Origin of the sequence: Specibacter cremeus, from assembly GCF_003946885.1 — a bacterium.
In the GTDB taxonomy this organism is placed as follows: domain Bacteria; phylum Actinomycetota; class Actinomycetes; order Actinomycetales; family Micrococcaceae; genus Specibacter; species Specibacter cremeus.
In genome coordinates, this window is sequence record NZ_RWKQ01000004.1 from 59,385 (window position 1) to 79,515 (window position 20,131).

Sequence of the window (20,131 nt, forward strand, 5' to 3'; positions counted from 1 at the left end):
ACTTGCGTTATCCGAGGAATTGGCGTGGCGCCGGGTCCCCCACGCGGCGACGAGAACCTGCCAGGCAATCCGCAGGGGACAGCGGCGCCGACACGCTCGACCCATCCGGGTGCCCCACCAGCATGGCCGGGCGGCAGGGGATTAGGATCTGTCCAGGTCTTCCGTGCGGGGGCCATGCGTGGCACAAACCAAGGGGGAATTCATGACTGACCAGAACCTGCCCGACGGACCCGTCCCGCCGATTCCCGGGATGCCTCCCACGGCCGGGAAGCGCCGCCGGTGGGTCCTGCCCGTGGTCGTCGGTGCGTTCGGCGTGACCATCGCATTGGTTGGATCCCTCGTCGTGCTGCCCGCGATCCTTGACCACGACGGGGTCGCCGACGCTGCCCGGACCGCGGCACCGCTAAACAGCACGGGAACAACGGCGAAACCCAGTGATACGGCGACCGCCGGCACGGCGCCGGCAATCACGCCGACCGCTGCACCGACGATCGCGCCATTCGTGTCCAGGGAGGGAGGGTTCCGCATCCAATTACCGAGCGTCCCGAAGAAGGCGACAGCCGCCCAGCTCGGCGGAAGCCCGCCGGAAGGCAGCGTCGCGTACGTGGCCGGCGACGGCGTGCAATCGTACACGGTCACGGCCGTCCCAATGCCTTGCCAGCCACCGGAGGGGGAGGTGGCGACGGGGCTGAAGGAGCTCACGGCCAACGGAATCACTGGCGTCGCGCGCGGGTTGAACGCAAAATCCGAGGTGCTCTCGGAGACGGCCAGGGAAGTGGACGGGCACGCAGCCGCCCAATCTGACTTCACGCTGACGGTGGGCAGCCTGAAAATGAAGGGCCGGATGATTTCCGCGATCGGCGGGAAACACGTCTATTCGCTGACGGCCATGGCCACCGAACCGGACCTGTTGGCGTGGGACAAGGTCATCGACTCGTTTGAAACCCTGGACGCGGTCTCCGGCCTGCCGGCCTGCAAGGGGTAGGCGGACCGCCGGGTTTGACGGCGCCGTCCGCTAGCGTGGATCCATGAGGTTTCTGCACACATCGGACTGGCACCTGGGCCGGTCGTTCCACGGGGTCGGCACGCTCGAGGCGCAGCGCCGGTTCGCCGACCAGCTGTTGGACACCGTCACCGCCAACCGGGTCGACGCCGTCCTGGTCGCCGGCGACGTCTACGACCGGGCGCTGCCGGGGGTGGATGTCGTCAACCTGTTCGACGACATCCTGGCCCGGCTGGGCGCCGCGGGCGTGCCGATCGTCATCACGTCCGGCAACCACGATTCCGCCACCCGGCTCGGCTTCGGCGGACGCATCATGGCCCGGGCCGGCGTGCACCTGCGCACCCGCGTCGAGGACCTCGCCACGCCGGTCCTGTTCCCCGCGGAAGATGGGCTGACCAGCGTCGCCGTCTACGGCATCCCGTACCTGGAGCCGCGCCTCGTCGCGGACCGGTTGGGCGTTGACGAACCGTCGCACTTCACCGTCACCGAGGCCGCCGTGAAGGCGATCCAGGCGGACCGCGCGTCCCGGCCGGAGGTGGGTGCCGCCGTCGTGCTGGCCCACACGTTCGCCAGCGGCGGCATCACGTCCGCCAGTGAACGCGACCTGGCGATCGGCGGTGTCGGCGCCGTGCCGCTGGACCTGTTCGACGGGTTCACGTACACGGCGCTGGGCCACCTGCACGGGCGGCAGACGCTCAGCGACGCCGTGCGGTATTCCGGTTCGCCGCTGCCGTACTCGTTCTCCGAGGCGAATCACCGCAAGGGCGCGTGGCTGGTCGACGTCGGTCCCGCCGGACTGGAGCAGGTCACGGCGGCCGATTGGCCGGCCGAGCGGGCCCTGTCCGTGCTGCGCGGAAGGCTGGATGACCTCTTGTCGCAGGACCAATACGCCGCGGCGGAGGGGCATTATTGCCAGATCACGCTCACCGACGATCAACGCCCCGTGAATGCGATGGAGCGGCTCCGGACCCGTTTCCCCGACACGTTGGTGCTCATGTTCGAACCCGAAAACGCGGGTGACACGGCGGCCCACACATACAGCGAGCGCGTGGCCGGGGCCGTCAACGAGCTTGATTTGTGCTGCGGATTCCTTGACCACGTGCGCCAGCGGGCCGCGAACGACGACGAGCAACGGGTTTTGCGCGAAGCCTTGGCTGCCGTGCGGGCCCAGGAGGCGGCACTGTGAGGATCCACCGGTTGGAAATCCAGGCCTTCGGGCCGTTCGCCGGGCGCGAGGTCGTGGACTTCGACGCGTTGGGCGCGCAGGGGCTGTTCCTGCTCAACGGCTCGACCGGGGCCGGCAAGACCAGTGTTTTGGACGCCATCGCCTACGCCTTGTACGGCAGCGTGCCGGGCGCGCGGCAGGGCGCCGTCAAGCGGTTGCGCAGCCATCATGCGGCCGACGGCGTGGGGCCGGAGGTCGTGTGCGAGTTCAGTGCGGGCGGGCGCCGGTTGGAGGTGCGGCGCAGCCCCGAGTGGATGCGTCCGGCCAAGCGCGGCACCGGAACCACGAAGGAGCAGGCCAGCACCCAGCTGCGGGAGAAAAGCGGCGACGCCTGGGTGGTGTTGTCACAGCGCAATGACGAGGCCGCGGTTGAGATCGAGGGCCTGCTGGGCATGGACATGGAGCAGTTCACCAAGGTGGTGCTGCTGGCCCAGGGCGAATTTGCCGCGTTCCTGCGGGCCACCGCCCAGGACCGTGAGGACCTGTTGGAGAAGCTCTTTGGCACCGAGATCTACCAGGACCTGGAAAACCGGCTGACCGCCGACGCCAAGGCCGCCGCCGCGGATGTGGCAGCCGGCATGGCCGAGTTGGCGGCCTGCGAGCAACTGGCGCGCAGCCAGGCCGACGGCATACTCGCCGGCTTTGCGGCTGAGGCGTTGGCGGGCGACGCCGACGCGCACCCGGGCGCGGAATCCGGCGGTGCGGCGGAGGGTGCGGAGCTGTTCGTGAGGCTGACAGCGGCATTGGCGCGCGCCGTGCAGCAGGCTGCCACCAGGGCCGCCGAGACCGAAGAGCAGGCCCGCCTGGCCACGGCCGAGGTTCAGGCGGCCGGGCAACGCAGCACCCGGCACGCCCTCCGGGACGCCGCGCTGGCGGAGCACACGCGCTTGGCCGACCTGGCGGATGACGCCGACCAATGGCGTGGATCGCTGCGCCGCCACCATGAGGCCGAGATCCTGGCAGCGGTGGTGAAGTCGGCCGCGGCCACCGCGGCCGAGCACCGGAACGCCGTCGCCGCCGTGACGCTGGCCGGTGCGGCCTTCAGTGCCGACGCGTTGGCCGCCGAGGTGACGGGCCTGGCGGCCGCCCTGCCGAATCTGCCCGGCGTGGCCGCCCTGGCCGCCGCGGACCGGGCGTTGACAGGCCAGGGCGCCGCCGTTGATGCGGCGATCCCCGACGAACAACGGTTGGCCCAGGTCACCGCCGAGCTGGCCGCGGGCGAACAAGCGCTGGCGGCGGCCACCGGCGAGGTGACCGTCCAGCAAGCCGCCGAGGCCGGTGGCACCGCGCGACTGCTGCGGATCAAGGATGAACTCACCGCGGTGCGGGACCGGGCCGGCTCCGTCCAGCACGCGCAACAGCAGCACGGGACGGCCGTCGAATTGATGAAGAGCATCAAGGCGCATGCCGCCCAGAAGCTTCGGGTGGGCACGCTGGCCGAAGCCGACCTGGCCGCCCGCGAAGAGGCCGTCGGGGCCATGAAGGCCTGGGTGGACGCCATCGACTTCCGCCTGTCGCTGGCCGCCGGTGAACTGGCCGCCAAACTCGAGGACGGCAAACCGTGCCCGGTCTGCGGCAGCGTGGAGCACCCGGCGCCGTCGGCGTTGGCCGGTTCGGGCGCCGACGCCGTCCAGGCCGAGAAAGCGGCCAAGCAGGCCAGCGGGGCCGCGGACAAACGCGCGGCCGCGGCGCGGGCGGCGCTCACCGAGGCGAACCAGGCCCTTGCCGTCCTGGCCGAACGCGGAGGCGACGGCGACCCCGCGGAGGCCCGTGCCGCCGTCGCCCGGGCCACGACGGCACTCGATGAGGCCGTCGCCGCGGCGGCGAAACTGGCCGCCCTCACCACGGAGGCCGAAACGCTGGAAGCGGACGTGGGCCGTGCCCGGACCGCACTGCTTTCGGCTTCGCAGCAGGTGGCGTCGCTGACGGTCGGCAACGCCGCGCACGCCAGGGAACAGGTGACACTGGCGGCGGACCTGGCGGCCGCACGTGCCGGTTTTGCCACCTTGGCGAAGCGGTCGGCGGCCATTGCCGCGGCCCAGCGGGTCACCGGTGATCTCCTGGCGGCGCTGCGGCACCGGGCCGGCACGGACACGGCCCGCCAGGCTGCCGGCGACGCACTGGCCGAGGCGCTCGCGGACAGCGAGTTTGCCGACGACGCCGAGGTCCGGGCCGCACTGTTGTCCAAACCCGCGGCGGCCGCACTGCAGGAGAAGATCGACGCCCATGCGAAAGCGGGAACCCTCAATGCCGCCCAGCTCGCGTTGCCCGAGGTGGTGGCGGCAGGGTTGGAGGCGGAAAGCGGGATTGCGGCCCCAACCGGGACGGCGCTTGAGGCGTTGCGGGAGGAAGCCCGGCGCCGGGCGGACGAGTCCCAAGCGGCGGCGGTGCGCCTCGGGTTGGCCGGCAAGGCCGCCGAGCAGGTGGCCGCGACACGCACCGCCTTCCACGCCCATGAATCCCGGGTCGCTCCGCTGCGGGAGCGGGCCAGGTTGTTGGGCGGGTTGGCGGACGCGGTGCGAGGCGGCGGTGACAACCTGCTCAAGATGACCTTGACCAGCTACGTGCTGGCCGCCCGGCTCGAACAGGTGGCCGTGGCCGCGTCGCTGCGTCTGTCCACCATGAGCGACGGCCGGTACACGCTGAGCCACACGGATGCCCGGGCCGGCGGAAACCGCAAGTCCGGGCTGGGCCTCGAGGTCGTGGACGGGTGGACGCAACAGAGCCGGGACACGGCCACGCTGTCCGGGGGAGAGTCGTTCATGGCGTCGTTGTCGTTGGCCCTGGGGCTGGCCGACGTGGTGCAACACGAATCCGGCGGGCTGGATATCGAGACGTTGTTCGTGGATGAGGGGTTCGGCAGCCTCGACGAGGAATCGCTGGAACAGGTCATGGACGCGCTCGAGGGGCTGCGGGACGGCGGCCGCATGGTCGGGCTGGTCAGCCACGTGGCCGAGATGAAGTCGCGCATCCCCGTCCACCTCCATGTCACGAAGGGCCGCCACGGGTCCACGCTGGCACTGGCCCGGGACGGGGACGACGCCGCCTGACCGCCGCTATGATGGAGAACGTATCCGGGTTGGGTGCGTCGGGAGGAGGGACGGCGCACGCCCAAGAGAATACCGGAAATCCATGACTGACTCCACCGTGGCCGTCCCCGCCGAGAAGACCGGCCGCTACGCCCAACTGCCGCGCCTGGCCGGCGCCGGCTACATCCCGCTGGCGTTGTTCGCCCGCGTCCCCCTGGCCATGCTCACCATTGGCATGTTGACGCTCGTCACGGCCCGCAGCGGGTCGTACGCCATCGGCGGGTTCGCGGCCGGGGCGGTCGGCATCGGCGCGGCCGTCGGCGCGCCGGCTTCCGGCTACCTGGCCGACCGGATGGGGCAAAAACGCATCCTGCTGGCCACCGCCCTGATCAACGCCGTGCTCGTGGGTGCCGCCGTCGTCCTCTCCTACGCCACCGCCGCCTTCACACCCGCCGCCACCGCCCTGGTGCTGGCCGTCGCGTTGGTGGCCGGCGCCTCGTCCCCGCAGGTCGGGCCGTTGTCGCGCGTGCGGTGGATGGCGTTGAGCCGGCGGCTGCCCAGGGAACAGCGGGGCCCGCTCGTCGACACGGCGCTGTCCATGGAGGGCACGGTCGACGAGATCACGTTCGTGCTGGGGCCGGCGCTCGTCGGCCTGCTGGCCTCGCTGGTCGCGCCCTGGCTGCCGCTGACGCTCGCCGCGGCCGCCACGCTGGTGCTGGTCACATTGTTCGCCATCCACCCGACCCAGGCGGCATCCGCCCGCCGGGTGACCTCCCACGGCAGCCCGGGATTCGTGGCCGGGGAACGCGTCAGCTGGTTCAAGGTGGCGATCCCCGTGGCCGGCATGCTGTGCATGGGCACATTCTTCGGGTCATCACAGACGGCGTTGACGGCGTTCACGGGCGTTCACGGGTCCGTCGACCAGGCCGGGCTCATGTACGCGATCCTGGGCCTGAGCTCGGCCGTGACCGCGTTGTCCGTGGCGTATTGGCCGGCCCGGTTCACGCAGCCGTGGCGGTGGGTCCTGGTCGGCGCGCTCATGACCGTGGCCAGCATCGGCCTCCTGCTGCCCGGCTCGCTTGGCGGCATGGTCGTGGCCCTGCTGCTCGTGGGGCTCCCGGTGGGCCCCACCATGGTGACGGTCTTCAGCATCGGCGGCATGGTGGCGCCGCCGCAGTGGATGGGCACGGTCATGACGATGCTGGCCAGCGGCATCGTCGCCGGCACCGCCCTGGGTTCATCGGTTGCCGGCAGCATCGCCCAGGCGCAGGGGTCCGGGCCGGCATTCCTGGTCCCGATCGCGGCGTCGGCCGTGTTGCTCGTGCTGGGCGTGCTGTCCACGGTGTTGCTGCGCCGCCGCTAGGCCGCGTCCCCGGGCGACCTCCGCAGCAGGTCGAGGACCTCCACATCGGACACCTGGTCGAAGTGGAGGTAGACCTGGCTGACGGCCTCCAGGTCGTGCAGGGGCCGCAGGCACACGACGTCGTCGGCCTCCTGCGTCAGCGCGCGGGCCGTGTCCGCCGGCGCCGTCGGCACGCAGACAAGGACGACGGCGGCGCCCGCCTTGCGCATGAGGCGCACCGCGGCGCGCATGGTGGCGCCCGTGGCGATGCCGTCGTCGCACAGCAGCACCGTGCGACCGGCGACCGGGCGCTGCGCGGACGCGCCGTACCGTGCGACGCGGCCGGCCAGCTCCGCCAGCTCGGCGCCCTCCACCTCGTCCAGTGATTCCTGCGTGTAGCCGTGCCGCAGCAGCGCGTCCACGGTGTCCGTCACATACAGGGTCTCGCGGTGCGGCCCGTGCGTGGCCAGGGCACCGAACGCGACCTCCGGCCGGCCGGGCACACCGAGTTTGCGGACCACGAGGGCCCCCGACGGCAGCCGCAGGTCGGCCGCGACCCGGGACGCGATCGGGACGCCGCCGCGGGCCAAGCCCAGGACGGTGACGTCGTCGCGGCCCCGGAAGCCGTGCAGCTCGGCGGCCAGCCGGTTCCCGGCATCGACCCTGTCGGTGAAGTACGGCCCGGCGCCGAGGCGGGTACGAAACCTCATGCTTCCAGTATGGTCCCGTCCGGCGTCGATTCTTCGGTATGGGTGGGTGCGCCCGCCCAACACCCGCACTTGCAGGAGAATGAACGCCTGGGGGCTCGGCCGGCTCGACCACCGATTTGCTAGACTTCCGGGCCATGGCAACCGATTCCTTTGCAGAGTATTCGGCGGAAATCCGTTCGGCGGGGCCGCCGGTGGACCTGCTGGTTCGGCGGGCCCGGCCGGACGACGTGCCGGCCATGGCGGTCGTCGAGGTGGCCGGGCGGGGCGGCGACGCGGGTGTGGCGGAAGCCGGTCTGCGTCGGTGGCTGGACCGGGACAGGTCGGCCCTGTTCCTGGCCGAAACGGGCGGGGCCGTGGTCGCATGGGCGAGCGCGCAGTGGCTGGGCGCCGACGGCGACGTGGCAATGGACCCGGGCTACTACCTGGCGGGCTGCACCGTGGACCCGGCATGGCGCCGCCGGTCGCTGGGACGACTGCTGACGGGGGCACGGCTGGCCTGGATCGGAGCCCAGTGTGCGCAGGAGGGTGAGCCGCCCATGGCTTGGTACTTCGCCAATGTGCGCAATACGGCGTCCATCGCCATGCACCGGGAATTCGGGTTCGCCGAGGCCGCCAGGGCCGAACGCATTCACGGCGTCACATTCTCGGGCGACGGCGACGTACCGGGGACCGGCGCGTTGTTCCGCGCCCCGCTCGAGGACGCCGCGACGACGCGAGGCTAGCGCACGGAACCGACGCCCCGCCGCCGGGCCGCGAGGACGGGAACGGTTGCCAGCGCGAGCACCAGCACGAGCAGCTGGACGGCCTCGTTGGCGGCCAGGCCCACGAAGGCCGAGGCAAGGGCGACGGCGGCCGCGACCAGCCGCTGGACCGGGCCCCCGATGCGCAGCGAGCGGCGGAACTCGCCGTTGCCGAGCAGGAACAGGGCCACGCCGGCCGCCAAAAGCCACGGAATGGCGGCATGGCCGGGCTCGGCCAGGTGGGTGACGACCTCCTGAAGGCCCGACGCCAACAGGATGATGCCGAAAATCATGGCGTAGTGGGTGTAGGCCATCTGCACTGCCAACCCGGACCGGCGTTGGGCGGTGGCCCGGTCGAGGGCCTCGACGGCCCGCTCGTCCGCTCCGTCGAAGTAGGTGAACCACATCCCGATGCCGACGGCCAGGCCGAGCACCACGGCGATCACGAGCGCTGGACTCACCGGGACCGCAGAGGCGCCGACTCCGACGGCAATCACGGACTCGCCCAGCGCGATGATGATCAGCAACCCATGCCTTTCGACGTAATGGGCCGACTGGATCTGGATCCTGCCGAGCCGGGCCGTCAGGGTGTGGAAGACCAGCACGCCGACGCCCGCCAGCCAGAACGGCCAATGGGGCAATGCCGGGATCAGTCCAGGCAGCAGCACGAGTGCGGCGGCTGCCAGGTTGTAGGGCAGCACGGCCAGTGTGGCCCGGACGACCTGGGGAACTCCGGCGGTCATGAACAGCAGCGTGTAGAGCACCACGACCACCAGGTAGGCGACGGCGAACACGAGGCCCGCGGAGTTGAACGCGTGCGGTATGGCCAGGGCCAGGACCAGGAACGCGGCCATGGCTGCAAAGAGCCCCAATTTCGTCGGGGTCGAGTCCGGGCGGACGGCGTTGGCCAGCCAGACGTAGCCGTCGTACATCCACCACAGCAGGCCCAGGACCACCACGGCCTGGAACAGGCCGGGGAAGCCCGGTTCGTGCCGGACCAGGGAGGTGAGCTGGGTGACGGCGAAGACGAAGACGAGGTCGAAGAAGAGCTCCACATTGCTGACCCTCGCCGCCGGACGGGGTACGAACTTGGTCATCAGGGATTTGCCCACGGTGCGGCCGCCCGCTCGATTCTGGCCGTGGTGCTAACGGCTCAGGAATGCGATGGCGGCGTCCTTGAACTCACGTGAGGTGACCGCATTGTTGTGTGTGCGCCCCGGAATGATGTGTTGCTCGGCGCACCCGCTCAGTTCCGCCAGGGTGTGCATGCGGGCGGCTCGCATGTCGAACTCGCCGGCCACCAGCAGGATGGGCATGCGCGGGACTGCCTCGGCCGGGTCGAACGGTTCCAGCTTCACGGCCTCGATGAGCGAAAGCAGCGAGAAGATGTTGTTGTTCGGGATCAGCTCCGCCATCTTCAGCAGCTCGTTCGTGGATTCGTCGGCGATCGGCGTGCCGTCGGCCAGGAACCGTTGGGCGGCGGGCAGGTCGAAGTCGGCGAGCGGGTCCTGCGGGTTCGGCCCGCCGAGCACCATCTTGCGCACCAGCTCGTGCTGCGTCGCGCCGAACTCCCAGGCCAGGCGCGAGCCGAGCGAGTACCCGATGATGTCCACACCGCTGGTCGGATCGCCGTCCCGGAGCGGCCGCACGCCCTGGTCGATGAGGATCTGTAGCAGGTCGGCACGGATCCTGCCCGGCGAGTACGAGTCCATGTCGTCGGGGGCCCCGCTGCGGCCGTGGCCGGGCAGGTCGGGGCAGATGATGCGCCGGCCGGCGCGCAGCAGGGCCGGTACCCAGCCGGACTTCACCCAGTTCAGCTCGACGGACGATGCGAAGCCGTGGATCAGCAGGATGGGCGGCAGCACGGCCGGCGCCTCGGGCACGAATACGTCGACGTGAAGTTGGGCATCCGTGCCCTCGACCGTGTGCACGGGGTGCGGGGCCGAGTGCCTCCCGTTGGCCTGCATGACTGGTCCTTTCGCGCGTAGAGTGCGTGCCGTCTACCGGCGCCACTGGGGAACGGCATGCGCACCGTTGAGCACGCCGTCCACCTGAGACGCTAGTCACAAAGACGGGCGGAAGCAATTCGCCGCCGCTTGCCGGTCACCTCCGGCGCTGGGCGGCTCAATTGACGACGGCGACCAGTCCAGCAGCGCCGGCAGGACCCTGCCCGGAAACAGCAGTTCCAGGATGACGGCGGCGTGTCGCCTCGCCGTGAGGGGCGTCGGCTTCGTCTGGATCAGGCTCGTTCCACTTCCTGGAAGGTGCGACTGAAAATGCCTCGAGACCACCCGAGGACGATGATTCCCAGACCCGCTGCCATCAATTTCGGGTTTCGGCGCCACGACCCGTAGGCCATGGCCGCGTCCCCGGCCAGCCGGAGGAACTGCGATGTAGGCGGCATGTTGTGCACAATGTACTGCCCTGCGGGCCGCCGGCGGAGCCTCCCGACATCAGCGAAGCGGAGCACGACTGCGCTCCCCACCATCGGGCCCGCGAACCGGACGACAAGGCCGACGCACGGTCGGTGCCGCCACAGCAACACGTTGGATGCGACGGCCGCCGCAACGTCGAAGGCCAGCTTCACCGGATGCACCTGGTGAAGGAGCACGAAGTCCTTGTCCATGGAACGGAATCTAGCAGGCGGCGCTTCCGTCGGTGTCATGAAACCTTTTCTGCGATCCCGGACAATACAGGGCATGGGGAACGTTGAAACCGACGACGGACTGTGGACGCGCAGTCTCAGCGGTGAGGGGGAGGCCTTCGGGCTCCTGTTCGACCGGCATCGCGACAGGGTCTTTCGCCATGCGTTCCGGCTCTGCCCGGATCGCTGCCCCGGTCGGGATACGCCCCGGACCCGGCGGCCGAGGTTCTCGGGAACAACCCCCTCGACGCGATCGATGCCGGTCTCGCGGAGGCCGTTCGGGCACTCACCGTCAAGGACCAGCAACTGGTGGCGCTGGTCATCTTCGAGGGGTACACCATCGCGGCGGCCGCAACGGTCCTTGGCCTGACCCAGGCAGCGGCCAAAACCCGCATGCACCGGGCCCGCCTTCGCATGAGAGCCACTGTCCAGGGGCAGGCCGACGTTGTGGCCGCCCAGTTTCCGAAAGGAGAAAGGTCATGAACCAGCCCCGGTTGGATGAGGGTTTCAGCGATGCGCTTCGGGCGGCCCTCGTGTCACGCGTTGAAGAGTCGGCAACGGTTAAGCGCAAGAGGCGCCGCCGCCTTTGGTTGGGTGCGGGCATTTTTGTCGGCGCAGGGTTGCTCGGCGGCGTCGGCGCGGTCCCGGCCGGAGCCACCAACGTCGTGCTGGAACTGACATGCCTCACTCCTGGCCGGTTCGACTTCGAGGATGGGGCCAGCGTCTCGTGCACGGCGGCGGATGTCGGTTCGGCCGGCGCCGGCTACAGCGTCGGTCTGGTTCCGGGACAACACATGGTTACCATCCACACCGAACCGGGTACGCGCTGGCGGCTCGCCGCCACCTACGTGAACCAAGCCACCACGGCCTGGGGCGTCAACGTCAACGGTGAGAGCTACGGAGTCCAGAACGAGCACGGCGTGCCGGACCTTGTCGCGGTTGTCGCCTCGAACGGGCGGAACGGCTATGTGCGCCGGTCGGAGATGGAGGACGCCGACGGCACGACGGCGGCCAAGGGGTTCAAGAGTCCCGACGACGCGATCGCCTGGCAAGATGCCCGTCGTGGCAGGAGCTTCCCCATTCCCGTTTACGCGGCGGATGGGAAGACCGTGATCGGCGAATTCATCATCGGCGGCCAGTAGGAGGCCGGCCGAGCCGGACACGGCCACCCCGGGGGATCGTGTCCGAGTCGCCACGCGGGCACAGTGATGCGCAGGTACCTCGATCGAAGCCGGGGCCCGGAGGGTGTGCCGGCGTGTCGCATCCAAAGTCGCTTCCAAACAAGGGCTGGATCCGTCCCGATGGCGATGGTGATGGATGGCGCGGCGGTGCGAATGCGGGCGGCGAAATATTTGTCACCGCGCCAAACCAGTCGTAGAATCAGTTGAAGTCAAAATGACTCTAACTAGGAATGCGGCAGCCAAGACCGGCGGAAGGAGCGCCCCCGTGACCGAATCGCGCCTGTACGCCAGTGCGGCCAACGTCAGCGAACGGCTGGTCCAGCCGCCGGCGCTCGCCATCTCCACCGTCATCTTCGCGCTGCGGCCCAGCGCCACCAGCGGCCGCCCCACCCTGTGGCTGCCCCTGGTGCGGCGCATCCGCGAACCGTTCAAGGATCTGTGGGCGCTGCCCGGCGGCCCGCTGACCCAGGCGGAGTCACTGCAGGACGCCGCGGCGCGCAACCTGGCCGAGACCACGGGCCTGGCGCCGAACTACCTCGAGCAGCTGTACGCGTTCGGCGGCCTGCACCGCTCGCCCAGCCAACGCGTCGTCTCGATCGTGTATTGGGCCCTCGTCGAGGCGACCCAGGCCGAGCTGGCGCGGGAGTCGGAGAACGTGCGGTGGTGCCGCGCCGACGGGCTGCAGACGCTCGCCTTCGACCACAACGAGATCGTCGACTACGCGCTCTGGCGGCTGCGCAACAAGATGGCGTACGGTTCCATCGCCTACCACCTGCTGGGGGAGACGTTCACGCTCGCCCAGGTCCGCGAGGTCTACGAGGCCGTGTTGGACCGCACGATCGACCCGGCCAACTTCCGCCGCCAGCTCAAGCAGGCGGCGAGCATCGAACCCACCGACCAGTACCTGCAGGGCGGCAAGCACCGGCCGCCGCGCCTGTACCGCTACACCGGGCGCACCGACCACGACGCGCCCGAACCCACCGACTGAACCCCCATGACCCAGGGCCGCCCGGCCCGCCCATCCAACGGAGAAACGCATGTCATCTGTGAATTCAACGATCCAGCTCATCACGCGCGAGCAGGCCGAAAACGGCACGCCGGGCCGCGCCCAGTCGAGCTGCAGCACCGAGCTGGCCAAGGGTCCGTGGGAGTTCGACCTGGCCGAGGCGCTGGCAGGGACGCCTGGCTACGGCCCGGGCGCGTCCAGTGCCGATGCGGCGCCGGCCGCCACGCCGCGGCAGGGCCAGCTGCCGCAGGAGTACAAGGACGCCTCCGACGACGAACTTGAGTCGCGCATCATCGCCGCCAAGGCGGAGCTGGGGGACCGCGTCGTCATCCTGGGCCACTTCTACCAGCGCGACGAGGTGGTGAAGTTCGCCGACTTCGTGGGCGACTCGTTCCAGCTGGCGAACGCGGCCAAGACCCGCGACGCCGCGGAGGCCATCGTGTTCTGCGGCGTGCACTTCATGGCCGAGACGGCGGACATGCTCTCCCAGCCGGGCCAGTCGGTCATCCTGCCGAACCTGGCCGCCGGCTGCTCCATGGCGGACATGGCCGACGCGCCCTCGGTGGAGGCTTGCTGGGAGCAGCTCGAGGCCCTCTACGGCACCGAGCCCGACGCCGAGGGCCGGGTGCCGGTCATCCCGGTCACCTACATGAACTCCTCCGCGGCGCTGAAGGCGTTCTGCGGCGAGCACGGCGGCATCGTGTGCACGTCCTCGAACGCGGCCACCGTGCTCGAGTGGGCGTTCGAGCGCGGCCAGCGCGTGCTGTTCTTCCCCGACCAGCACCTGGGCCGCAACACGGCCAAGGCCATGGGCGTGCCGCTGGAGGCGATGCCGCTGTGGAACCCGCGCCTGCCGCTCGGCGGGAACGACGCCGTAACGCTCCAGGACGCCCGGGTGGTGCTGTGGCAGGGGTTCTGCTCCGTGCACAAGCGCTTCACGGTCGCCCAAATCGAGCAGGCCCGCGCCGACTTCCCGGGCGTGCGCGTCATCGTCCACCCCGAATGCCCCATGGAAGTGGTTGACGCCGCAGACGAGGCCGGCTCCACCGACTACATCCTCAAGGCCATCGACGCCGCGCCGGCTGGCACCACGTTCGCCATCGGCACCGAGATCAACATGGTCAACCGGCTCGCCGCCCAGTACCCGCAGCACACCATCTTCTGCCTGGACCCGGTGATCTGCCCGTGCTCCACCATGTACCGCATCCACCCCGGCTACCTGGCCTGGGTGCTGGAGGGCCTGGCGGCCGGGGAGGTCCGCAACCGGATCAGCGTCCCGGAGGCGACCGCCGTGAACGCCCGCATCGCGCTCGAGCGCATGCTCGCGGCCAAGCCGTCGGCGGCGCGGCGCGCATGAGCGGGGGCGTGCAGATGGGCACGGGGACACGCAGCCTGCTCGTGGTCGGCAGCGGCATCGCCGGACTGTACGCGGCGCTGCTCGGCGCCGAGGCCGGGCTGGCCGTCACGCTGGTGACCAAGGGCGCCCTCGCGCACAGCAACACGCACCTCGCCCAGGGCGGCATCTGCGCGGTGCTCGGCCCGGACGAGGCGGCGTCCGGGGACTCCGTGGGCGCCCACATCGCCGACACGCTGGCCGCCGGCGCCGGCCACTGCGACCCGGAGGCCGTGCGGATCCTGTGCGCCGAGGCGCACGCCGACATCGCGGCGCTGGAACGCCACGGCGTCGTCTTCGACCGCGACCCGGCCACCGGGCGCCGCGCCCTCGGCCTGGAGGGCGCCCATTCGGCCGCCCGCATCCTGCATGCCGGCGGAGACGCCACCGGGGCGGCCATCGCGGACGGCCTGATCGCCGCCGTGCGCGCCGTCGCCGGCGGCGCCCGCCGGGTGCCGGGGAGCCTGCGCGTGGTGGAGCATGCGTTCGTGCTGGATCTGATGACGAACGACGGCGGTCCCGGCAGCAGGGTGACGGGCGTCGCCCTGGTCGACGGCGGGGGCGGCCTCGCCGTCGAGTCCGCCGACGCCGTGCTGCTCGCCACCGGCGGCGCCGGGCAGCTGTTCGAGTTCACGACCAACCCGTCCGTCGCCACCGCGGACGGGCTGGCCCTGGCCTGGCGGGCCGGTGCGGCCGTCGCCGACCTGGAGTTCTTCCAGTTCCACCCCACCGCGCTGGCCGGGGGCGACAACTTCCTCGTCTCGGAGGCCGTGCGCGGCGCCGGCGCCGTGCTGCGCGACGCCCGCGGCGAGGCGTTCATGGTCCGCTACCACCCGGACGGCGACCTGGCCCCGCGCGACGTCGTCTCGCGCGGCATCACCGCCCACCTGGGCGCAACACCGGGTGCCACCGTCTTCCTCGACGCCACCGGGGTGGAACGCAACCACGGTGCCGGCTTCCTGGCCCGCCGGTTCCCGACCATCGACGCCACGACCCGCGAGCTCGGCCTCGACTGGACGCGCGAATGGCTGCCGGTCACGCCGGCCGCGCACTACTGGATGGGCGGCGTGGCCACCGACCTCGATGCGCGCACCACCCTGCCCGGCTTGTACGCCGCCGGCGAGGTGGCCTGCACCGGCGTGCACGGCGCCAACCGGCTGGCCTCGAACTCGCTGCTCGAGGGCCTGGTATTCGGCCGCCGGGCCGTCGCCGCCGCCATCGCGGACTCCGCCCGCGGCGGCGATGTCGCCGCGACGTTCCCGGCGCGGATCCTGGACATCGCCGCGGCGGAGACCGCGGACACGGCGGACACGGCCAATCGTGACCCCGGGGTCACCTCCGGCGGCCGTGCCGAGCTGCAACGGCTCCTGTCCGCCCAGGCCGGCGTCGTGCGCAGCGGGCGCGGCCTCCGGGACGCCGCCCGGGCGCTCGCCGGCGGGCCTGGCCCGGGCGCCGACGACGGCGGGGACGCCGAATCCGCGGTGGCCGCCGCCGAGCTGGCGAACCTGCGCCTGGCCGGTGTCCTGCTGGTCCATGCCGCCCTGGCCCGCCCCGACTCGCTCGGCGCCCACCACCGTGACGACGCCCGGGCCGATGCCACGGGCGGAAACCACGCGACCGGCCGCCACGCCAATTACTGGGTCGCGGCCGCCGAAACGGCCGCCGAAACCGCCATCACAACCACCCGCCAGAGAGCACCGGAAAGCGAAACCGTATGAACGCCGTCGTCCGTACCCACCAAACAGCGCGCAACACCGCCATTCCCGCCCTGCCGCGCGACGCCGTGGAGACCATCCTGCGCACGGCGTTCGCCGAGGACGCGCCGTACGGGGACATCACGTCGGCCACGCTGCTGCCGGCCGACGCCACGGCCACGGCATGGCTGGTCGCCCGCGAACCCGGCATCTTCTCCGGCGGCGACGTGTTCGCGGCCGCCATGCGGTGCCAGGACCCGGACGCGGACGTCGACCAGCTCGTCGCGGACGGAGCCGGATTCACCACGGGCGAGAGGATCATGCGCGTGGCCGGGCTGGCGCGCGCGGTGCTGACGGCCGAGCGGGTGGCGCTGAACCTGACCCAGCGGATGAGCGCCATCGCCACGCAGACGGCGGAGTACGCGGCCCTGGTGGCCGGCACCGGCGCGCGGGTGACCGACACGCGCAAGACGACGCCCGGGCTGCGCGTGCTCGAACGGTACGCCGTGCGCTGCGGCGGCGGCCACAACCACCGGTTCTCGCTCTCCGACGCGGTGCTGGCCAAGGACAACCACCTGGCCGTGCTGACCGGCGGCGACCCGGCCAAGCTCACGGCGGCGCTGCGCGGCGTCCGGGCCCAGCTGCCGCACACGGTGCACTTCGAGGTGGAGGTGGACCGGATCGAGCAAATCGAGCCCGTCCTGGCCGCCGGCGTCGACACCATCATGCTGGACAACTTCAGCATCGCCGAACTCGTCACGGGTGTGGCGGTCATCGACGGCCGGGCCCTCGTGGAGGCCAGCGGCAACGTCAACCGTGACACCATCGCCGACATCGCGCGCACCGGTGTCGACATCATCTCCGTCGGCGCGCTGACCCACAGCGTCCGGGCCCTGGACCTGGGCCTGGACATCGCCATCGAGGCGTGAGCCATATGATCTTCCTGGACGCGGCCGCCACGACCCCGGTGCGCCGCGAGGTCATCGAGGCGATGTGGCCGTACCTGACCAACCAGTTCGGCAACCCGTCCAGCCACCACGAGCTCGGCGAGCGCGCCGCGCGCGCCCTGGCCGACGCGCGGGAGAAGGCGGCGGCCGTGCTCGGCTGCCGGGCGGGGGAACTCGTCTTCACCTCGGGCGGCACCGAGGCGGACAACCTGGCGCTGAAGGGCATTGCGCTGGCGCGCCGGGCCGCCGACCCGCGCCGCACCCGGGTGGTCATCAGCGCCATCGAGCACCCGGCCGTCGCCGCGTCCGCCGGCCACCTGCGCCGCGTGCACGGGTTCACCGTGGAGGTGGTGCCGGTGGACGCCGACGCGCTCGTGTCGCCGGACGCTTTCGCCGGGATGCTCGACGGCGGTGCTCCGGCGGGTGCCTCGGACGTCGCCGTGGCGTCGGTCATGTACGCGAACAACGAGGTCGGCACCGTACAGGACATTCCGGCGCTGGCGGCCGTGGCGCGCGGTCGCGGGATCCCGTTCCACACGGACGCCGTGCAGGCCGCCGGCTGGCTCCCGCTGGACGTGCGGGCCCTCGGCGTGGATGCGTTGAGCGTGTCCGGGCACAAGCTCGGCGCGCCCAAGGGCGTGGGCCTGCTGTACGTCCGGGGCGGCGTGCCGCTGGAACCGCTGGTGCACGGCGGCGGGCAGGAACGCGGGGCCCGCTCCGGCACCGAGAACGTGGCGTTCGCGGTGGCGCTGGCCACGGCCCTGGAGCTCTCCGGGGATGCGTTGGAGACGGCCGGCCGGGTTTCGGCGCTGCGGGACGCGTTCATCGACGACGTGCTGGACCGGGTGCCCGGCGCCGTGCTGACCGGGCACCGGACCCGCCGGCTGCCGTCGGTGGCCTCCTTCACGCTGCCCGGCACGAGCGGCGAATCCGTGCTGCTGGAACTGGAGCGGCAGTCGGTGGTCTGTTCGTCGGGGTCAGCCTGCGCGGCCGGGTCGGACGAGCCGTCGCCCGTGCTCACGGCCATGGGGATCCGCCGCGAGGACGCCCAGACGGCGCTGCGCTTCAGCTTCGGGGCTTTCATCACGGAAGAGGAATTGGTGACCGCCGCGACCGAGCTGGCCGCCGCCGTCGTCCGCGTTGGCGCGCTGCGCGCATAGGCGGGCACCACCGGCGGCGGCGCCGGCCCGGATCAGGCGCCGGCCGTGACCGGGTTGCGCAGTTCACCGATCCCGCCGACCCGGCACACCACGACATCGCCCGGGCTTATTTGCCGGCATTCGGCCGGGAAACCGGTGAGGATGACGTCGCCGGGCTGCAGCGTCATGAACGAGCTCAGATACACGAGGATTTCATCCACGCCCCAGCCCAGGTCCCTGCTGGAGGCGGCGGCGAGCTCGACGCCGTTGTGGACGATGCCGATGGCCACGTCGTCGTCCGCCAGGCCGACGACGATCCACGGTCCGAGCGGCGTGAACGTGTCCGGGCTTTTCGCGCTGATCCACAGGTCGTCGGACTTTTGCGCGTCGCGGTCCGAGACGTCGTTGCCGATCGTGAAGCCCAAGACCGCCTCGCGCGCCGTCCCCAGGGTCAGGTTGCGTGCCACCTTGCCGACGACGACCGTCAATTCGGCCTCCGGGTCGACGTGCCCGGCACCCGGGGACAGCTGGATGCGCTCGCCCGGGCCGATCACGGAGCTGGCGGCCTTGTGGAACGCCTGCGGCGGCAGCGCGCGACCGGGCGCGCCGGTGTTGTGCGCCATGCCGAACACGTTGACGGGCGCGCACGGGGCCAGGAACGTGAACCGGTCCTCGGCGACGGTGGCGCCGACGGTCCAGCCGGGCCGGGCCGGACTGTTCTGGTTCGCCGGGGAGGACGGGAACGGGGTGTCCACCACCCGCCACACCGTGCCCTCGGCGCTGGTGAAGTCGGTGGCGTCGTTGCGGACGAAGAACTGCTCCGGCAGCGGCGACGGCGGGGCGTCGAGCGGGCGGACGCGGGCCAGGCGGTACGGGACAACGGTCATGGGACTATCTTGCCTTGCGTTTGCCTTGTGTTTGCCCCGTGACGGGTGTCCGCGCGCACGCAACGGCGGCATTGGTGGCGTTACGGGCCGCCCGGTCAGGCCGCGCCGCTCACGGCCGCGGCCGGCTGGCGTGCGCCGTAGCGGGTGCGCCGGAAGATCCAGTAGCGCATCATCAGGAACCGGGTCACGGCGGCGGCGACGTTGGCCAGCGTGATGACCACCAGGTCGGCGATCAGCGGCGCGTGCGGGGCCGCGTCCTCGAGCAGCCACAGGCTGCCGCTCGTCATGGCCAAGGCGATCAGCATGACCCACAGGCCGCGGCGCTGGTCGCGCCACCACAGGTTCGCGTCGTTGGCGTCGAAGCTGATGCGCCGGTTCAGCTCGGTGTTGAGCACCGAGCAGAGCACCAGCGAGATGCCATTGGCCCACTGCAATCCGACCATGCCGCGCAGGCTGGCAAAGATGGCCATGGAGATGACGGTGCAGATGACGGCGACCAGGCAGAACCCGCGAATCTGTCGTCTGAGCACGGCACGGCGCCGCGCCCCCTCATCCTGGGACGCGGTACCGGTGGACCGGGGTTTCGGCGCCGGTTGGGCGGCCGCTGATGCTGTTGCCATAGGTAACTAATACTGCCATTGACGGGTGAATCTTCCCAAAAAGCAGGCTGGGGAATTGCCATGAAACGCGGCACGCCCCGAGCGGCCGGGTAGGACCCGTCAGCGCACCGCGGCCGCCCCCATGTCGGCCTTCATGGTCGCGGACTCGCGCAGCTTCGTGGTGAGCGCCAGCAGCGTGGCGAGCTCGTCGTCGTCCAATGCGTCCTCCATGAGCTGCATGATGTTCACGACGTGCGTGCGACCGACGTCCCGTTGCAAGGCGGCGCCGGCCTCGGTGAGCCCGATCAGCACGCCCCGCTTGTCGCCGTCGGCCGTCTTGCGCCGGACCAGCCCGCGCGACTCCAGCCGTTCCACCATGCGCGAGATGCTCGGCTGGGACAGCAGCACGTGCTCGTTGAGCTCGTTCATGCGCAACCATCCCGAGGGGCAGCGCGAGAGGTTGTACAGGACGTCGTACTCGCGCTCGCCGATGCGCCGCAACGCGGGCTCCTTGTGCAGCTGCCGGGCCACGGCGACCTGGGCGCGGAACAGCGACTCCCACGCGTCGGTGGCCAACCGCCGATGCGCCGCC

General features: G+C 71.2%; 19 protein-coding genes. 12 read left to right on the top strand and 7 right to left on the bottom strand.

The features are described 5' to 3' along the window. Positions 1 to 202: 202 nt before the first annotated feature. The 4 genes from EJC77_RS02310 (at position 203) to EJC77_RS02325 (ending at position 6,620) form a co-directional block, all read left to right on the top strand. Positions 203 to 985, top strand: coding sequence for a hypothetical protein (locus EJC77_RS02310; RefSeq protein ID WP_125609966.1), 783 nt, complete (start codon positions 203 to 205; stop codon positions 983 to 985). A 43-nt stretch (positions 986 to 1,028) separates the two neighbouring features. After that, positions 1,029 to 2,189, top strand: coding sequence for an exonuclease SbcCD subunit D (locus EJC77_RS02315; protein WP_125609967.1), 1,161 nt, complete (start codon positions 1,029 to 1,031; stop codon positions 2,187 to 2,189). Between the two features lie 11 nt (positions 2,190 to 2,200). Next, on the top strand, positions 2,201 to 5,278 hold the full coding sequence (locus EJC77_RS02320; protein WP_164520282.1) for an AAA family ATPase: 3,078 nt from the start codon (positions 2,201 to 2,203) through the stop codon (positions 5,276 to 5,278). A gap of 82 nt (positions 5,279 to 5,360) precedes the next feature. Then, the gene (locus tag EJC77_RS02325) at positions 5,361 to 6,620 is read left to right on the top strand and encodes an MFS transporter (RefSeq protein ID WP_125609969.1); all 1,260 of its coding nucleotides are present in this window, start codon (positions 5,361 to 5,363) and stop codon (positions 6,618 to 6,620) included. On the opposite strand, the gene EJC77_RS02330 is transcribed toward EJC77_RS02325, so the two are convergent. After that, complete coding sequence (locus EJC77_RS02330) at positions 6,617 to 7,309, bottom strand: phosphoribosyltransferase (RefSeq protein WP_125609970.1); 693 nt, start codon at positions 7,307 to 7,309, stop codon at positions 6,617 to 6,619. The two genes, EJC77_RS02325 and EJC77_RS02330, sit on opposite strands and share 4 nt — an antisense overlap. Positions 7,310 to 7,443: 134 nt before the next feature. On the opposite strand from EJC77_RS02330, the gene EJC77_RS02335 reads away from it, so the two are divergent. Further along, positions 7,444 to 8,031, top strand: a complete 588-nt coding sequence (locus EJC77_RS02335; protein WP_125609971.1) for a GNAT family N-acetyltransferase — start codon at positions 7,444 to 7,446, stop codon at positions 8,029 to 8,031. Here the strand turns inward: EJC77_RS02335 and EJC77_RS02340 are convergent. From EJC77_RS02340 to EJC77_RS02350, 3 genes are all read right to left on the bottom strand, one after another. Next, complete coding sequence (locus EJC77_RS02340; RefSeq protein WP_125609972.1) at positions 8,028 to 9,146, bottom strand: low temperature requirement protein A; 1,119 nt, start codon at positions 9,144 to 9,146, stop codon at positions 8,028 to 8,030. The genes EJC77_RS02335 and EJC77_RS02340 overlap by 4 nt on opposite strands. 48 nt (positions 9,147 to 9,194) lie before the next feature. After that, complete coding sequence (locus tag EJC77_RS02345; RefSeq protein ID WP_125609973.1) at positions 9,195 to 10,016, bottom strand: alpha/beta fold hydrolase; 822 nt, start codon at positions 10,014 to 10,016, stop codon at positions 9,195 to 9,197. A gap of 272 nt (positions 10,017 to 10,288) precedes the next feature. Continuing rightward, positions 10,289 to 10,675, bottom strand: a complete 387-nt coding sequence (locus EJC77_RS02350) for a hypothetical protein (protein WP_125609974.1) — start codon at positions 10,673 to 10,675, stop codon at positions 10,289 to 10,291. Positions 10,676 to 11,002: 327 nt separating this feature from the next. On the opposite strand from EJC77_RS02350, the gene EJC77_RS20855 reads away from it, so the two are divergent. The 7 genes from EJC77_RS20855 to EJC77_RS02385 all read left to right on the top strand — a co-directional run bounded on the left by EJC77_RS20855 (position 11,003) and on the right by EJC77_RS02385 (position 18,074). Continuing rightward, positions 11,003 to 11,176, top strand: a complete 174-nt coding sequence (locus EJC77_RS20855) for a sigma factor-like helix-turn-helix DNA-binding protein (protein WP_240629663.1) — start codon at positions 11,003 to 11,005, stop codon at positions 11,174 to 11,176. Then, the gene (locus tag EJC77_RS02360; RefSeq protein WP_125609975.1) at positions 11,173 to 11,835 is read left to right on the top strand and encodes a peptidase M56 family protein; all 663 of its coding nucleotides are present in this window, start codon (positions 11,173 to 11,175) and stop codon (positions 11,833 to 11,835) included. The genes EJC77_RS20855 and EJC77_RS02360 overlap by 4 nt, the downstream gene beginning before the upstream one ends. 319 nt (positions 11,836 to 12,154) lie before the next feature. Continuing rightward, complete coding sequence (locus tag EJC77_RS02365; RefSeq protein ID WP_240629682.1) at positions 12,155 to 12,862, top strand: NUDIX hydrolase; 708 nt, start codon at positions 12,155 to 12,157, stop codon at positions 12,860 to 12,862. Between the two features lie 49 nt (positions 12,863 to 12,911). Continuing rightward, entirely contained in the window at positions 12,912 to 14,237 is a 1,326-nt protein-coding gene (nadA, locus tag EJC77_RS02370) for a quinolinate synthase NadA (RefSeq protein WP_125609977.1), read from the top strand. Next, a complete protein-coding gene (gene nadB / locus EJC77_RS02375) occupies positions 14,234 to 15,991 on the top strand; it encodes an L-aspartate oxidase (protein WP_125609978.1) in 1,758 nt (585 codons plus the stop codon). Before nadA ends, nadB begins: the two co-directional genes overlap by 4 nt. Then, on the top strand, positions 15,988 to 16,896 hold the full coding sequence (gene nadC, locus EJC77_RS02380; RefSeq protein WP_125609979.1) for a carboxylating nicotinate-nucleotide diphosphorylase: 909 nt from the start codon (positions 15,988 to 15,990) through the stop codon (positions 16,894 to 16,896). Before nadB ends, nadC begins: the two co-directional genes overlap by 4 nt. Before the next feature lie 5 nt (positions 16,897 to 16,901). Further along, the gene (locus EJC77_RS02385) at positions 16,902 to 18,074 is read left to right on the top strand and encodes a cysteine desulfurase family protein (RefSeq protein WP_125610028.1); all 1,173 of its coding nucleotides are present in this window, start codon (positions 16,902 to 16,904) and stop codon (positions 18,072 to 18,074) included. A 32-nt stretch (positions 18,075 to 18,106) separates the two neighbouring features. Here EJC77_RS02385 and EJC77_RS02390 read toward each other — a convergent pair whose 3' ends face one another. From EJC77_RS02390 to EJC77_RS02400, 3 genes are all read right to left on the bottom strand, one after another. Then, entirely contained in the window at positions 18,107 to 18,940 is an 834-nt protein-coding gene (locus EJC77_RS02390) for a fumarylacetoacetate hydrolase family protein (RefSeq protein WP_125609980.1), read from the bottom strand. 95 nt (positions 18,941 to 19,035) lie between these two features. Beyond that, positions 19,036 to 19,560 (bottom strand): GtrA family protein, encoded by a 525-nt coding sequence (locus EJC77_RS02395; RefSeq protein ID WP_125609981.1) that lies wholly within the window; start codon positions 19,558 to 19,560, stop codon positions 19,036 to 19,038. Between the two features lie 99 nt (positions 19,561 to 19,659). Further along, a complete protein-coding gene (locus EJC77_RS02400; protein WP_240629665.1) occupies positions 19,660 to 20,115 on the bottom strand; it encodes a MarR family winged helix-turn-helix transcriptional regulator in 456 nt (151 codons plus the stop codon). Positions 20,116 to 20,131 lie beyond the last annotated feature (16 nt).

Coding starts and splice junctions, on each gene's coding strand:
- nadC (WP_125609979.1), top strand. CDS start 15,988: ATGAACGCCGTCGTCCGTACCCACCAAACAGCGCGCAACACCGCCATT.
- EJC77_RS02325 (WP_125609969.1), top strand. CDS start 5,361: ATGACTGACTCCACCGTGGCCGTCCCCGCCGAGAAGACCGGCCGCTAC.
- EJC77_RS02330 (WP_125609970.1), bottom strand. CDS start 7,309: ATGAGGTTTCGTACCCGCCTCGGCGCCGGGCCGTACTTCACCGACAGG.
- EJC77_RS02340 (WP_125609972.1), bottom strand. CDS start 9,146: ATGACCAAGTTCGTACCCCGTCCGGCGGCGAGGGTCAGCAATGTGGAG.
- EJC77_RS02345 (WP_125609973.1), bottom strand. CDS start 10,016: ATGCAGGCCAACGGGAGGCACTCGGCCCCGCACCCCGTGCACACGGTC.
- EJC77_RS02350 (WP_125609974.1), bottom strand. CDS start 10,675: ATGGACAAGGACTTCGTGCTCCTTCACCAGGTGCATCCGGTGAAGCTG.
- EJC77_RS02360 (WP_125609975.1), top strand. CDS start 11,173: ATGAACCAGCCCCGGTTGGATGAGGGTTTCAGCGATGCGCTTCGGGCG.
- nadA (WP_125609977.1), top strand. CDS start 12,912: ATGTCATCTGTGAATTCAACGATCCAGCTCATCACGCGCGAGCAGGCC.
- nadB (WP_125609978.1), top strand. CDS start 14,234: ATGAGCGGGGGCGTGCAGATGGGCACGGGGACACGCAGCCTGCTCGTG.
- EJC77_RS02315 (WP_125609967.1), top strand. CDS start 1,029: ATGAGGTTTCTGCACACATCGGACTGGCACCTGGGCCGGTCGTTCCAC.
- EJC77_RS02310 (WP_125609966.1), top strand. CDS start 203: ATGACTGACCAGAACCTGCCCGACGGACCCGTCCCGCCGATTCCCGGG.
- EJC77_RS02390 (WP_125609980.1), bottom strand. CDS start 18,940: ATGACCGTTGTCCCGTACCGCCTGGCCCGCGTCCGCCCGCTCGACGCC.
- EJC77_RS02335 (WP_125609971.1), top strand. CDS start 7,444: ATGGCAACCGATTCCTTTGCAGAGTATTCGGCGGAAATCCGTTCGGCG.
- EJC77_RS02395 (WP_125609981.1), bottom strand. CDS start 19,560: ATGGCAACAGCATCAGCGGCCGCCCAACCGGCGCCGAAACCCCGGTCC.
- EJC77_RS02385 (WP_125610028.1), top strand. CDS start 16,902: ATGATCTTCCTGGACGCGGCCGCCACGACCCCGGTGCGCCGCGAGGTC.